At 45.1% G+C, this 11,731-nt stretch carries 15 protein-coding genes; 1 reads left to right on the top strand and 14 read right to left on the bottom strand.

What is annotated here, in order from left to right:
• Nucleotides 1–35: 35 nt before the first annotated feature.
• The 13 genes from rpsR to ACTNDQ_RS07525 all read right to left on the bottom strand — a co-directional run bounded on the left by rpsR (nucleotide 36) and on the right by ACTNDQ_RS07525 (nucleotide 9,072).
• Nucleotides 36–299 (bottom strand): 30S ribosomal protein S18, encoded by a 264-nt coding sequence (gene rpsR, locus ACTNDQ_RS07585; RefSeq protein WP_021651398.1) that lies wholly within the window; start codon nucleotides 297–299, stop codon nucleotides 36–38.
• A gap of 48 nt (nucleotides 300–347) precedes the next feature.
• On the bottom strand, nucleotides 348–806 hold the full coding sequence (locus ACTNDQ_RS07580) for a single-stranded DNA-binding protein (RefSeq protein WP_015527188.1): 459 nt from the start codon (nucleotides 804–806) through the stop codon (nucleotides 348–350).
• A gap of 73 nt (nucleotides 807–879) precedes the next feature.
• Nucleotides 880–1,167 (bottom strand): 30S ribosomal protein S6, encoded by a 288-nt coding sequence (gene rpsF, locus ACTNDQ_RS07575; RefSeq protein ID WP_278795528.1) that lies wholly within the window; start codon nucleotides 1,165–1,167, stop codon nucleotides 880–882.
• A gap of 115 nt (nucleotides 1,168–1,282) precedes the next feature.
• Complete coding sequence (locus ACTNDQ_RS07570) at nucleotides 1,283–1,477, bottom strand: DUF951 domain-containing protein (RefSeq protein WP_022426426.1); 195 nt, start codon at nucleotides 1,475–1,477, stop codon at nucleotides 1,283–1,285.
• A 49-nt stretch (nucleotides 1,478–1,526) separates the two neighbouring features.
• A complete protein-coding gene (locus ACTNDQ_RS07565) occupies nucleotides 1,527–2,249 on the bottom strand; it encodes an NAD-dependent protein deacylase (RefSeq protein WP_015527191.1) in 723 nt (240 codons plus the stop codon).
• A gap of 32 nt (nucleotides 2,250–2,281) precedes the next feature.
• On the bottom strand, nucleotides 2,282–3,100 hold the full coding sequence (gene srtB, locus ACTNDQ_RS07560; protein WP_021651401.1) for a class B sortase: 819 nt from the start codon (nucleotides 3,098–3,100) through the stop codon (nucleotides 2,282–2,284).
• Between the two features lie 176 nt (nucleotides 3,101–3,276).
• Nucleotides 3,277–4,149: a phosphoribosylaminoimidazolesuccinocarboxamide synthase gene (locus ACTNDQ_RS07555; protein WP_278795530.1), complete on the bottom strand. Its 873-nt coding sequence runs from the start codon at nucleotides 4,147–4,149 to the stop codon at nucleotides 3,277–3,279.
• Nucleotides 4,150–4,273: 124 nt separating this feature from the next.
• A complete protein-coding gene (locus ACTNDQ_RS07550; RefSeq protein ID WP_441064329.1) occupies nucleotides 4,274–5,794 on the bottom strand; it encodes an ATP-binding protein in 1,521 nt (506 codons plus the stop codon).
• Nucleotides 5,791–7,077 carry a vWA domain-containing protein gene (locus tag ACTNDQ_RS07545; protein WP_441064328.1) on the bottom strand — a complete coding sequence of 429 codons (1,287 nt, stop codon included), beginning with the start codon at nucleotides 7,075–7,077 and terminating at the stop codon, nucleotides 5,791–5,793. Before ACTNDQ_RS07545 ends, ACTNDQ_RS07550 begins: the two co-directional genes overlap by 4 nt.
• A gap of 34 nt (nucleotides 7,078–7,111) precedes the next feature.
• Entirely contained in the window at nucleotides 7,112–7,543 is a 432-nt protein-coding gene (locus tag ACTNDQ_RS07540) for a hypothetical protein (RefSeq protein ID WP_092068357.1), read from the bottom strand.
• 157 nt (nucleotides 7,544–7,700) lie between these two features.
• Nucleotides 7,701–8,360 (bottom strand): SdpI family protein, encoded by a 660-nt coding sequence (locus ACTNDQ_RS07535; protein ID WP_320442562.1) that lies wholly within the window; start codon nucleotides 8,358–8,360, stop codon nucleotides 7,701–7,703.
• Nucleotides 8,347–8,625 carry an autorepressor SdpR family transcription factor gene (locus tag ACTNDQ_RS07530; RefSeq protein WP_015527197.1) on the bottom strand — a complete coding sequence of 93 codons (279 nt, stop codon included), beginning with the start codon at nucleotides 8,623–8,625 and terminating at the stop codon, nucleotides 8,347–8,349. Before ACTNDQ_RS07530 ends, ACTNDQ_RS07535 begins: the two co-directional genes overlap by 14 nt.
• Before the next feature lie 216 nt (nucleotides 8,626–8,841).
• Complete coding sequence (locus tag ACTNDQ_RS07525; RefSeq protein ID WP_110103223.1) at nucleotides 8,842–9,072, bottom strand: HPr family phosphocarrier protein; 231 nt, start codon at nucleotides 9,070–9,072, stop codon at nucleotides 8,842–8,844.
• A gap of 155 nt (nucleotides 9,073–9,227) precedes the next feature.
• Here ACTNDQ_RS07525 and ACTNDQ_RS07520 point away from each other — a divergent pair, with 155 nt between their 5' ends.
• On the top strand, nucleotides 9,228–10,454 hold the full coding sequence (locus tag ACTNDQ_RS07520; protein ID WP_278795535.1) for a 6-phosphofructokinase: 1,227 nt from the start codon (nucleotides 9,228–9,230) through the stop codon (nucleotides 10,452–10,454).
• A gap of 151 nt (nucleotides 10,455–10,605) precedes the next feature.
• On the opposite strand, the gene ACTNDQ_RS07515 is transcribed toward ACTNDQ_RS07520, so the two are convergent.
• Complete coding sequence (locus ACTNDQ_RS07515; protein ID WP_279198820.1) at nucleotides 10,606–11,694, bottom strand: class II aldolase/adducin family protein; 1,089 nt, start codon at nucleotides 11,692–11,694, stop codon at nucleotides 10,606–10,608.
• Between the last annotated feature and the right edge of the window lie 37 nt (nucleotides 11,695–11,731).

Below are 11,731 nucleotides of genomic sequence, written 5' to 3'. Positions count from 1 at the left end.
CATCTTTTTCGCAACGACCCCGTATAAGATCAGAATTAGTCCTGAACGTATGGCATCAGGGACATATGACGTGCTCTCTTAACAGCAACTGTCAGTGCTCTCTGATGTTTCGCACAGTTACCTGTAATTCTTCTCGGGAGAATTTTACCTCTCTCGGAAACATACTTTCTTAACTTTGCTACATCCTTGTAATCGATCTCGTTATTCTCTTTACCGCAGAATACACAAACTTTTTTTCTTCTGCGTCCGCCTCTTCTCTTCATCGGAGAATCTGGTCTCTCGCCTCTATTGTAAGCCATGATTGTTTCCTCCTATCTTATTCGTCTCATCTGTCTTGATCAGATGTTCTAATTGAACGGCAGCTCCTCATCAATTCCATCTGGAATGTTCATAAAGCCGTCGGCGCTTGCTGCGCTCGGACTCGGCATAGACGTTGCAGGTGCTGCCTCTGTTCTCGGATGAGCTGCTGCATAGCTGTCGCTTGATGCTTTGCTCTCAGCAAATTCCTGATCCTCAACAACAACCTCTGTCGTATAAACCTTCTGTCCCTCACGGTTCGTATAGCTTCCTGTCTGGATACGTCCCGTAACTGCAATTTTCAGTCCCTGTCTGAAATACTTTTCCGCAAATTCTGCTGTACGTCCGAAAGAAACACAGCTGATAAAATCAGCACTTGCCTCTCCGTCACGACGGAATCTGCGATCAACTGCCAGTGTATATCTGGCGATTGCCAGGGCATTTTCTCCTGCGGAATATCTTACCTCAGGATCTCTTGTCAAGCGTCCCATTAATATTACTTTGTTCATCGTTCTACCTCTCTTATGATTTCACTTAACTGAACAGGTTCTTAATGGTGTTTTCAAAAATCCGCTGCAAAAATTATGCCTCTTTCTTGACAACCAGGTATCTTAATACATTGTCCATGATGCGGACATGTCTCTCGATCTCCGCCGGGCACTGAGAATCTGCTTCAAACTGAATAAAATAGTAGAAGCCTTCATGCATTTTCTGAATCTCGTAAGCTAATTTCTTCTTACCCCATTCTTCAACTTCTGTGATCACGCCGTTGTAACGTGTGATGTAGTCTTTTGCTTTCTCAACTACAGCGTCACGTGCTTCGTCCTCAAGCTTAGCGCTCACAACTAATGCTAACTCGTACTTGTTCATGCTTGTCTTAACCTCCTTATGGTCTTTTGGCCCTTTGCCTGTCAAAGAGCAAGGATATGAAATATATCACGATTGTTGATTCTAGCACATCTCTCCCGTGATGTAAAGCATAAATTTAATTTTTTTCAATTTTTTTCAAATCTCGTGTATTTTTCTCAACCAGCTTACGTGCCACCATGATCTGATGTCCGCAGCCCTTGCATTTCAGGCGGAAATCCGCTCCTACGCGAAGGATCTCCCATTCTTTACTGCCACAGGGATGAGCCTTCTTCAGTGTGACAATATCTCCAACTTCATAATTTAATCCCATTTGATACTCCTCATTTTTATTTTGCAGATCATCCCAGGTTCCCATATTTTCAGACTCTTATCTGAGAAAACACCTGCCCGATCGGTTCTTTAATAAGAAGATCCGCATATTTATCCCTCGGTGTCGGTGCCTTGTTGATCACCACCAGATGATTTCCCCGGAAATAATCGATCAGGCCTGCTGCCGGATATACCGCCAGAGAAGTTCCCCCGATGATCAGCACCTCCGCCTCTGAGATCACTCTTACTGATTCCTGGATCGTATAGTCATCCAGCCCTTCCTCATAAAGGACCACATCCGGCTTGATCATGCCGCCGCAGCTGCACCGCGGAACACCTTTCGATTCCTTCATATATTTAAAATCATAGGATTTCCCGCATTTCACACAATGATTTCGGTAAACGCTTCCGTGAAGCTCCAGGACCTTTTTACTTCCTGCCATCTGGTGAAGATTATCGATATTCTGAGTGATCACAGCCTTCAGCTTTCCTGTTTGCTCCATCTCCGCCAGCTTAAGATGTGCCGCATTCGGTTTTGCAGTATCACAAAGCATCTTATCTCTGTAAAATTTAAAGAATTCCTCAGGTTTTCGCATAAAAAATGTATGGCTTAAGATCGTCTCCGGCGGGTAATCATATTTCTGGTTATACAGTCCGTCCTGGCTTCGAAAATCCGGGATCCCGCTTTCTGTTGAAACACCTGCACCGCCGAAAAATACAATATTTCTGCTCTCATCAATGATCTTTTGTAATTTTTCTATCTCATTTCCCATATCATTTCCTCCCAAACTTATCCGCAAAAGCTCTACTGTGGGTTCACCGCATTCACTCTTTTTCCCTGTACCACAAAACGTGTTGCCTGATTGCCGGTACAGGTTGATAATGTAACGATCTTATCCTTCACATTGGCTTCACTTGCAGTGGCATCTGTTCTGATCTCCGAATTCTGGAACATTTTTTTCTCATATTCCAGAAACTCTTTGCCAGGTCCTTTAAATAAGGTATAAGTATCGCTGTTTACAGAAGTCGTATACGCTGCAATGATCTCATACCGGTAATCTTTTTCAGGTGTGAGGATCCAGAAATATTTGCTGGTATTATAAAGCGTCTCATCAGCTCTGTACTTTTTCAGCATTCCAAACATGGAACCATTCTTCATGTTGTGTCCGTACACCAGGGTATTACAATCGCTGAAATCTCTTTTGTTCTCATAATCAATAAAGATCGTTCCCGCAAAATTATAATTTTTCTCATATGTCTGGTGCAGATAAAAATTATTATCCTCTCCCTGTACCACCGGATAACTGATCTCAGGCAATGCTTCCATATAGATCCAGCCGATCACATCCTCATTGATACTCCTGAGAGAATCAAAATCAATGCTCACAGGTGCTACAGGCTGTTCATCCGGCTGATCTATCTCTTCCACCTGGTCCGGATCACGTTCTGTCACTGCCATTTCGGAAATGCTGTTATATTCATCGGTTCCTTTTTTATATTCTGTATAAATATGATAAAGGTTAAAAGCTGCATAACAGAAAATACAGATTGCCACGATCAGAACGATCGTCAGAATATGATCTCCAACTGTTTTTTTCTTTTTCACCTTGTTTTTCCTGCTCATAATCACACTCCTTTAAATCTGTCAGGATCATCTGGTTTCTGTATTTATTATAAATATCCCTCCGTTTTCTTGCAACCGTTTTGTTTTTGTCCTGTTTTATACAGAAAGAAGCCGCCTCGGAATGGGCATCCGAAGCGGCTTGTAAGGTATGTTCTATTTCAGAGCTGCTGTTATTTTCAGGCCAGTTCTTTTCCTGTAAGCATTTTGTATGCCTGGAGATATTTTTCAATAGTCTTGTCAACGATCTCCTGCGGAAGTGTCCAGTCGTTGTCCGGATTGGCTTTCAGCCAGTCACGTGCAAACTGTTTGTCAAAGGATGGCTGACCATGTCCTGGTTCATAGCCTTCTGCCGGCCAGAAACGGGAGCTGTCCGGTGTCAGCATCTCATCACCGATAACCATGTTTCCGTCCTCATCAAGACCAAACTCGAATTTTGTATCTGCAATGATGATTCCCTTGCTGAGTGCATACTCTGCACATTTTTTGTAAAGAGCAATGGTGTTGTCACGAAGCTTTTCTGCATACTCGCGTCCTTTTCCCGGGAAGTATTTCTCAAGATGATCGATACTCTGCTCAAAGGAAATATTCTCATCGTGATCACCGATCTCAGCCTTGGTAGATGGTGTGTAGATCGGCTCAGGCAGCTTGTCGGATTCCTTCAGTCCCTCCGGAAGCTTGATGCCGCATACAGTGCCGTTCTCCTTGTAGCTTGTCCAGCCGCTTCCTGTGATGTATCCACGTACGATACACTCGATCGGCAGCATGTTCAGTTTACGGCACATCATGGATTTTCCTTCGAATTTCTCCTGCTGGAAAAACTCCGGCATATCCTTGGTATCTACAGAGATCATGTGGTTCGGAAGAATGTCCTCAGTCATGTCAAACCAGAATTTGGACATCTGGGTCAGTACAGCACCTTTCTTTGTAACTTCGTTATTCAGAATTACGTCAAAGCAGCTGATACGGTCTGTTGCAACCATGATCAGACTGTCTCCATTGTCATAGATCTCACGTACTTTACCTTCTTTGATTGGTTTTAATTCCTGCATGTTCTCACACCTCATCATTCGGTTATTTGATTTTTGTTTTCGACACCGTTACCGTATCACCTCACAAACCCTTCTGTCAAGATGTCAGGCCCCTTTCAGTCATAAGTATTCGTTAAGGGATCATTCATATTTCTAATAGTGATGCACATTTCTCCTGAAGCTTTTTCTCCTGTTTCCGGTAAAGAAGCTTCTCACTGCAGGCAAAATAAGGATCACAGCCATACTCTCGGATAAAGGCCGCCGCATGACTGTTCCGGGTCAATCCGGTGACAAAAAGCACCGTTTCCTGTCCGTCCCCGAAGCATTCCTTCATAAATGTAAATGCCTGTTCCAGCTCCCCGCTGATCTTTTTCGCACAGGCTTTTCTCTTCTCCGCCATTTCCGTAAAAAGCTGCCGGATCCGTTCAAAGCCAGCCTCTGTTTCTGTGATATGCTCCTTTCGGATAGTAAGGCTGAATTCCTCCAGAGTGCGGATCACTAGCTCTTCCGTAGTCTGCTGATCTGCGGTAAGAAGCTCCGCCTCCAGACGGACAGCCAGACTTTTCTTCTTCATATCTGTAAATTCATCCAGCGCTGTCATGTCCTTTTTATTCTGAAGAAAAGCTTTCAGATGCAGAAGTTCCTGATAAACAGCACCTGTCTCACCATCCATCTTCTCATAGGTCAGAAAACTTCCGTTCAGACCGTCAAGCAGAAGCCCTGTCACAAGGAAGCGTTCCTCAAAGGAAGCTTCCTTCGCCATTTTTACCTTTTTCTGCTGTTCCTCCTCCGGCATCTCTCCGGAAAGCAGACGTTCCAGGCCATAGTCCTCTCCGTACTTCCGGTACAGCTGATAGCTGGCAAAAAAGCTTCTTGCGATCTCCTCTCTGCATAAATACTCCCCGACCAGATTCTCTGTGATCTCCACGCCCAGCTCCTCATAAGCCTTCAGGATCTCAGACAGGTCTTCCCAGCCTCTTGCTGTCACGAAGAATTTCCCGTCCACTGTATTCTCCACAGAATAAAAATGATCCTTCTTCATGCCGAGATAAGCCAGGATCGATCCGTGGATCTCCTTTTTCCAGGCATACTCCATCCACACCTCAAGATCTGCCTCGATATCCATCCTCCGCACACGGTCCAGTGTTACAATATCAAACTCCCGGACCGATTTATTATATTCCGGAGGATTTCCTGCTGCCGCGATCAGCCATCCTTCCGGCACACTGTGGCTTCCGAAGGTCTTGTTCTGAAGGAACTGCAGCATGGTAGGCGCAAGTGTCTCGGAGACACAGTTGATCTCATCGATAAACAGGATTCCCTCCTTCTTTCCGGTACGTTCCATACAATCATACACAGAAGCAATGATCTCGCTTAAGGTATACTCTGTGATGCTGACCTCTTTTCCGTTGTAGCACCGGGTCACGATCCTTGGCAGTCCTATCGCACTCTGTCTTGTATGATGGGTAATGGTATAGGCTACCAGACCTACCTCGCATTCCTCTGCCACCTGCTCCATGATCGCTGTTTTCCCGATTCCGGGAGGCCCCATAAGCAGGATGGGACGCTGTCGGAGTTTGGGAAATGTATAGCGCCCGGCTGCATCCTTCCGGTTGTAAGCCAGTAAGGTATGTTTGATCTCTTCTTTTGCCTCTTTTATGTTCATGTTCTGTAACGCACTCCTTCCTGCTCTGCCACAAGCCGGATCGCCCAGGGCGGAACAAGCTCCATTTTTTCTGTTTTATGTAAAAATACAAAGGCCGTTTCATAATCCGGTTTGCTTCCGGGATATATCCCGTCCCCGTCTGTAAAATAGATCAGAGCCTTAAGACTGCGGATTTCTTTTTTCTCCTGCTGCTCCTTCACATACCGGAACACCGGCCGGAAATCTGTTCCGCTCCGGCCCTGTATGGTGATATTTTTGCTGTATTCCTTCCATTCTTCCTCGGAATGGATCACCTTAACATCCTGGATACAGCAGTCACACTGGATCAGGTACACCTTCATTTTATGGAAAAAATTCTCTTTTTCACTGAGAATGGAATACGTTTCTCCAAGGAATCTCCGCACAGTCTCTCCATCACAGGAGCCGGAAGTATCAATGGCGATCACCAGCTCCTCCAGACGGTTCACTTCCTTATATTCCAGCGGCTCGATCAGCGGAAGATTTCCATAATGCTCCATCCCGTAATTATAAAAAATATAATCAAAGCTTTCCGTATCCAGCTCCACCTCTTCCCGCAGCACAGAAAACTGACGGAGAAATTTTTTGTAATCGTATCTTCCGGATCTTACCGTTCCTGCCTCTTCCTTCTGGTCCCCTTTCTGACTTCCCCGCCGTTTCCGGTGATCCTGACGGTTTGCGGCAGTATAGGAAAGAAGCTTGTTCCATTTTTCCTTTGTTCTTTTTCCTTTTTCTCCTGTACAGGTGTCCCACAGGGTGTGGTCATCAAAATGAAAGGCTTCCTCCAGTTCTTCCAGGTGAAACGGAAAAGCCTGTTCCTTCAGCTTCCGGCATATCTTTTCTGCGGAATCCGACCTGTCTCCCAGAATATGAAAAACCTTTTCACGGATTTTTTTCGCATCGCCGCCTGTCTCCAGAATCGGGATCTTTTCCCTGGAAATGATCTGTTCCACCGCAATATCACAGGCCAGGTTCCATAAGCGTCTGTCCTCCTGATCCTCCCGAAAAAGGTGCAGATACAGACAGTGCAGCAGCATATGCAGATAACCTCTTCGCACTGCCTCCGGCTTTTTTACATAAAGCTTCAGAAGATATTCCGGGGAAAAAAGAAAAAAAGCTCCATCTGTTCCAATGGTTCCGGTCTGCTCTGAGCCCTTCCCGGAAATGCAGGCAAAAGCACCGTCCAGATATGGAAAATAGTAGTACAGTTCGTTCCTTATGTTTTCCAGGATATGTATTCCAAGCTCTTCCTGCCTCCGTTCCACCGAATCCGCCTCCATTCCCGATTTCCTGAAAAAATCACAGCTCGAATTTCTTCTCTTTAAATCCATAATTTGCTTTTTTCAAATGGAGAAGTCCCATCAGCGCTGCAGGTCTCCTCCACTCTTCAGCCAGTTTCAGGAACACCTCCAGCTCCTGTTCCCCAAACCATTCGTTCTCATAAAGCTTCTCGATCTTTTCCCAGTCATCTTCCAGGATCAGGCGTTCCACAGCCGGACGGATCCTTTTCTTAAGATATGCTCCATAATGCGCGCGTTCCTCTTCCTCCACACCTTCCTCCAGAAAATATCCCCGCAGGGCAACTGCCAGCCGCAGCGGCTCCTGCTTGGTACTTCCGAATTTCCGGTAAAGATGAATGGCCTCTTCTTTGGCATCCTCGTTCTCTGCCCGCATTTCAAGAGCAGTGGCAGCAACTTCCACATCTTTTTGAAAACGGCTTAATTCTGTCATAATGATCCCTCCTGTCTGCTGTCTGTTTATAGTGTTCGAGGAAATGCTTTTGTATGACATTATCATATCACGTACCGCTTTGTTTGAACATTATTTTTTGATAAAAAAGAAGCCGCCACTGCCTTTTTTCTGACAGTGACGGTCCGAAATTATTTTCTCAGATTCCCTTTTTATAAAGAATAAATGAATAGATCATTGGCACAAGGATGACCAGCAAAATTACCGCAAAAACAATTTCCGTTTTCAGAAGCAGCGAATTCATAAGAAAAAGCAGCCCTGACAGGATCAGTATCCAGCCTGTCATACGGTTGGTACGGTTCCAGTTCTCCTCACTGTTCAAGGTCCAGGGAAGCTTCATTCCCACTGTATAATTCTGTTTCACCTTATGAACGTAATTTCCGAGAATGATAAACATGATCCCCACCATGATATTCACGATCACACCTATATCAATGTCCATACCCAGAGCAAGACCATAGATTGACATGCAGGTGATCACAGACACCACCGGAACCAGCCACAGGACCATGGTAAAAATACGCCTGTTGATATTTTTTCTCTTTGGATCATTGGCTGTAAAAAACACGCAAAACAGATGGATCAGCAAAAGCAGAAATGGAATTCCAAAAACTGCCATCGGCTTGCTGCTCCAGCCGTTGGCCAGATTGTGCTGATCAAAATGTGTTGCGATCTTCTCCGGCAGACGGTTCCACAGCAGGATCCCTGCCAGTGACGGTGAGATCGTAAGGATACTCCCGGAGATCAGGGACATTTTATATTCCTTCAGAAACTCTTTTCTTTCTTCACCTTTCATCATTCTTTCCCCCTTTCAGATCACTGAGCCACAGAAGCAGCTCCTCTACAACTGTGGTATTCAGTTCGTAATACACGAAATTCTTTACCTTCGTCTCCCACACAAGATCTGCTTTCTTCAAAATTTTCAGATGATAGGATATGGTTGCACCTGTCATGTCAAAATGTCCTCCGATCTCACCGGCTGACATTTTCCCGTTTTTCAGAAGCTGCAGGATTTCTCTCCGCACAGGATCCGAAAGTGCCTTGAAGGTTTCCGCAAACGCCATCGTGTATGTCTTCCTCCTTTCGGATAGTATTTAGAAATATTTCTAAATAGAGTATAGCATTTTCGGATTTCCCAGTCAATAAGTATTTAGATTTTTTTCTAAATACTTACATTTGTCATCTATAAAAAAATGAGGATACCGATCATCGCCTCTGCGACCTTACGATATCCTCATTCACCATCGATCAACCATTATTTATTTTTTCCCCTCTTAAACCTACCTCATGCAAAAACCAAGACTGGATGTGATCTCCGGCGCAAGCTCCGGCACATGTGCACAAAAGTCCATCTCTCTGCCAAGGCCAATGGATGCAACTCCAAGAATGGATTTGCCATTTACTGTTCTGCTTCCCCTTTTCAGATCCACTGCAAACGGAAAATGCTCTGTCACATCAAGAAAACGGTTCACTTCATCCATGCTCTCAAACTGTACTTTTCTTACTGTCATCGTTTTTTCACCTCTTTTCTCTGTATATACTATTATATTACTATGATATAACCATTTGTATAGAGTAATTTTTTTATAAAAAAGGTGATTTTTTTAGATGTTATCTTCTTCTATTTCTGTTACAATATAAAAAACAACACCCAGGAGGTATCAGAATGTCAAAAAAGAACCTTATCGCAGGACAATCCGGCGGACCAACCGCAGCTATCAACAGCAGTCTTTACGGTGTGGTATCTGAAGCACTTAAACATACAGAGGAGATCGACCACGTTTATGGTATGGTCAACGGCATTGAGGGATTTTTAAAAGGAACAGTCCTTGATTTCCAGGAAGCACTTCCGGGAGAGCAGCTTCTCGCTCTTACCTGGACACCCGGCGCCTATCTCGGCTCCTGCCGTTACAAGCTTCCGGAATCCCTGGAGGATCCGGTTTATCCGAAGCTTTTTCAGAAATTCGAGGAGATGAACATCGGCTGGTTCTTTTATATCGGCGGCAACGATTCCATGGATACCGTCAGCAAGCTTTCCCGCTATGCTGAAAAGATCGGCAGCGACATCCGTATCCTCGGTGAGCCGAAGACCATTGATAACGACCTTGTAAACACCGACCATACTCCCGGATTCGGAAGTGCTGCCCGCTACGTAGCCTCCACCGTCCGTGAGATCACCCTGGACGCCTGTGTCTATGAGAAAAAATCCGTCACTATCATCGAGATCATGGGACGTCACGCAGGCTGGCTCACCGGAGCTGCTGCCCTTGCCCGGAAATATGTTGGAGACAATCCGCTTCTCATTTATCTTCCGGAAACCGATTTCGATGTAGAAGAATTTCTCCAGAAAGTTCATGCTGCCTTCGAGAAAAACTGCAACGTCGTAGTCTGTGTATCTGAGGGAATCCATGATAAAGACGGCACTTTCATCTGCGAATACGATAGCGCTGCCGGAACCGACGCCTTCGGTCACAAGATGCTTGCTGGCTGCGGTAAATATCTTGAGAATCTTGTACGCAGCCGTCTTGGTGTCAAAGCCCGCTCCGTAGAGCTCAATGTAAGCCAGCGCTGCTCTGCAGCTATGCTCGCCGGAACAGACCAGCAAGAAGGCATCCTCGCCGGTGAATTTGGTGTACAGGCTGCCCTGAACGGCGAAACCGGAAAGATGATCGCATTTAAACGTCAGAGTGATTCTCCGTACTCCATCAAATGTACACTGGAGGATGTCAACGTTATCTGCAACGAAGAAAAGACGGTCCCTGTGGAATGGATCACAGAAGACGGCTCCGATGTCACCGAAGACTTTATCCGCTATGCCCGCCCGCTGATCCAGGGAACTGTAAATGTTCCGGTTGGTGAGGATGGACTGCCGGCGTTCGTGTATCGGAAATAAGATTTGTGGTAATGCGGATAAAAATATCCACATTTGCTGCGTAACTCTGTCCTGAGTAACTGTTTATCCGTCATTCGATAAAAAATGCACCGGGAATTTCCTAATAGTTCCCGATGCATTTTCTTTATTTCTATATATATTTTTTTCTTTTTTATTTCTTACTGCGGTATGCTTCTGCTTCCCAGTGTGTGATAAAATATGTGATCTCATCAGTCATCTGCAGCGGACCGCCAAAGCTCTCTGCATACACTGCAAGCTTGATCGCATCCTTTACCAGAAGCTGTGCCTTTGCTGCCTTTCCTTTGTCATCTTCCATGATAAATGCGCCAACGCCCTGTACCAGGATCAGTCTTGGCTCTTTATCATGCTCTGTCATAAATGCATCCAGCGCATTTTTCGCCTCATCAATATTTTCTACAAATAACGGATAAGGTCCACAATATACAATATGATCCGGAGTAAACGGCTTCAGAAGAGGTGCCGCAGCAGTTTTATCTTTTACAAAATTATCCACCTCCGCAGCCGGTACGACTTCCACCGCATGTCCGAACAGACTGGAAAGCTTCTGTGCTGCCTGCTCTTTTTCAGGTGTAACTGCATCACTTACATCCGCAGTTCTCTTTACCTGCTTTTCCAGCTTTCCGATCACACCATCGAATAAAACGCCAATCTCCTCTACAGTATCAGCCGCAACAAAAATTCCGTGATTCTGAAGCAGAAGAACCTGCACGTCTTTTCCTGTTTCTTCTTTATAGGCATTCATTTTCTCGAAGCAGATACGGGCAAGTGTGTATCCCGGTTTGCAGATATCGATCCAGAGTACATCTTTTCCAAGAAGTTCTTCGCAAAGAGCCTTTGCGCCCTTTCCGCAGGTCAGTCCATTGATAAGTGTCGGATGAACATGCAGGACATACGTATAAGCAAACAGATTGTGGAGCAGTGCTTCCACGCTGGGACGTTTGGTTTTATCCTCATCGGTCACTGCCGCCATTACATCTGCAAGATATGCAGACTCACGCTTCACATCATCCGCCGGATATTCCGTTTTCATGATCTCATTCAGACGGGCTCTGTCCATTTTGACAAATTCCTCTGCCTTAATGGTAGCAAGCTGTGTACCGGATCCCTTTACATACAATGTTGTATCGTCTTTTACAGAAGTATTACCGCCTCCTGCCAGAACATAGGCCGGATTGCTTCCGTAGGTGTTTGACATTTTTACCAAAGTTGAAAGCTCCATAAGTAAAATTCCTCCCTGTTGTGTCATTATATGATTT

Source organism: Blautia massiliensis (ex Liu et al. 2021) (genome assembly GCF_052064225.1).
GTDB classification, from domain to species: Bacteria; Bacillota; Clostridia; order Lachnospirales; family Lachnospiraceae; genus Blautia_A; species Blautia_A fusiformis.
Note: the sequence above shows the minus strand (reverse complement) of the source record. Positions and strands in the feature narration are given on the sequence as shown.

What these genes read in the sequence shown, in the direction of transcription:
- rpsR (WP_021651398.1), bottom strand. Translation starts at nt 299, where the DNA reads ATGGCTTACAATAGAGGCGAGAGACCAGATTCTCCGATGAAGAGAAGA.
- ACTNDQ_RS07580 (WP_015527188.1), bottom strand. Translation starts at nt 806, where the DNA reads ATGAACAAAGTAATATTAATGGGACGCTTGACAAGAGATCCTGAGGTA.
- rpsF (WP_278795528.1), bottom strand. Translation starts at nt 1,167, where the DNA reads ATGAACAAGTACGAGTTAGCATTAGTTGTGAGCGCTAAGCTTGAGGAC.
- ACTNDQ_RS07570 (WP_022426426.1), bottom strand. Translation starts at nt 1,477, where the DNA reads ATGGGATTAAATTATGAAGTTGGAGATATTGTCACACTGAAGAAGGCT.
- ACTNDQ_RS07565 (WP_015527191.1), bottom strand. Translation starts at nt 2,249, where the DNA reads ATGGGAAATGAGATAGAAAAATTACAAAAGATCATTGATGAGAGCAGA.
- srtB (WP_021651401.1), bottom strand. Translation starts at nt 3,100, where the DNA reads ATGAGCAGGAAAAACAAGGTGAAAAAGAAAAAAACAGTTGGAGATCAT.
- ACTNDQ_RS07555 (WP_278795530.1), bottom strand. Translation starts at nt 4,149, where the DNA reads ATGCAGGAATTAAAACCAATCAAAGAAGGTAAAGTACGTGAGATCTAT.
- ACTNDQ_RS07550 (WP_441064329.1), bottom strand. Translation starts at nt 5,794, where the DNA reads ATGAACATAAAAGAGGCAAAAGAAGAGATCAAACATACCTTACTGGCT.
- ACTNDQ_RS07540 (WP_092068357.1), bottom strand. Translation starts at nt 7,543, where the DNA reads ATGACAGAATTAAGCCGTTTTCAAAAAGATGTGGAAGTTGCTGCCACT.
- ACTNDQ_RS07535 (WP_320442562.1), bottom strand. Translation starts at nt 8,360, where the DNA reads ATGATGAAAGGTGAAGAAAGAAAAGAGTTTCTGAAGGAATATAAAATG.
- ACTNDQ_RS07530 (WP_015527197.1), bottom strand. Translation starts at nt 8,625, where the DNA reads ATGGCGTTTGCGGAAACCTTCAAGGCACTTTCGGATCCTGTGCGGAGA.
- ACTNDQ_RS07525 (WP_110103223.1), bottom strand. Translation starts at nt 9,072, where the DNA reads ATGACAGTAAGAAAAGTACAGTTTGAGAGCATGGATGAAGTGAACCGT.
- ACTNDQ_RS07520 (WP_278795535.1), top strand. Translation starts at nt 9,228, where the DNA reads ATGTCAAAAAAGAACCTTATCGCAGGACAATCCGGCGGACCAACCGCA.
- ACTNDQ_RS07515 (WP_279198820.1), bottom strand. Translation starts at nt 11,694, where the DNA reads ATGGAGCTTTCAACTTTGGTAAAAATGTCAAACACCTACGGAAGCAAT.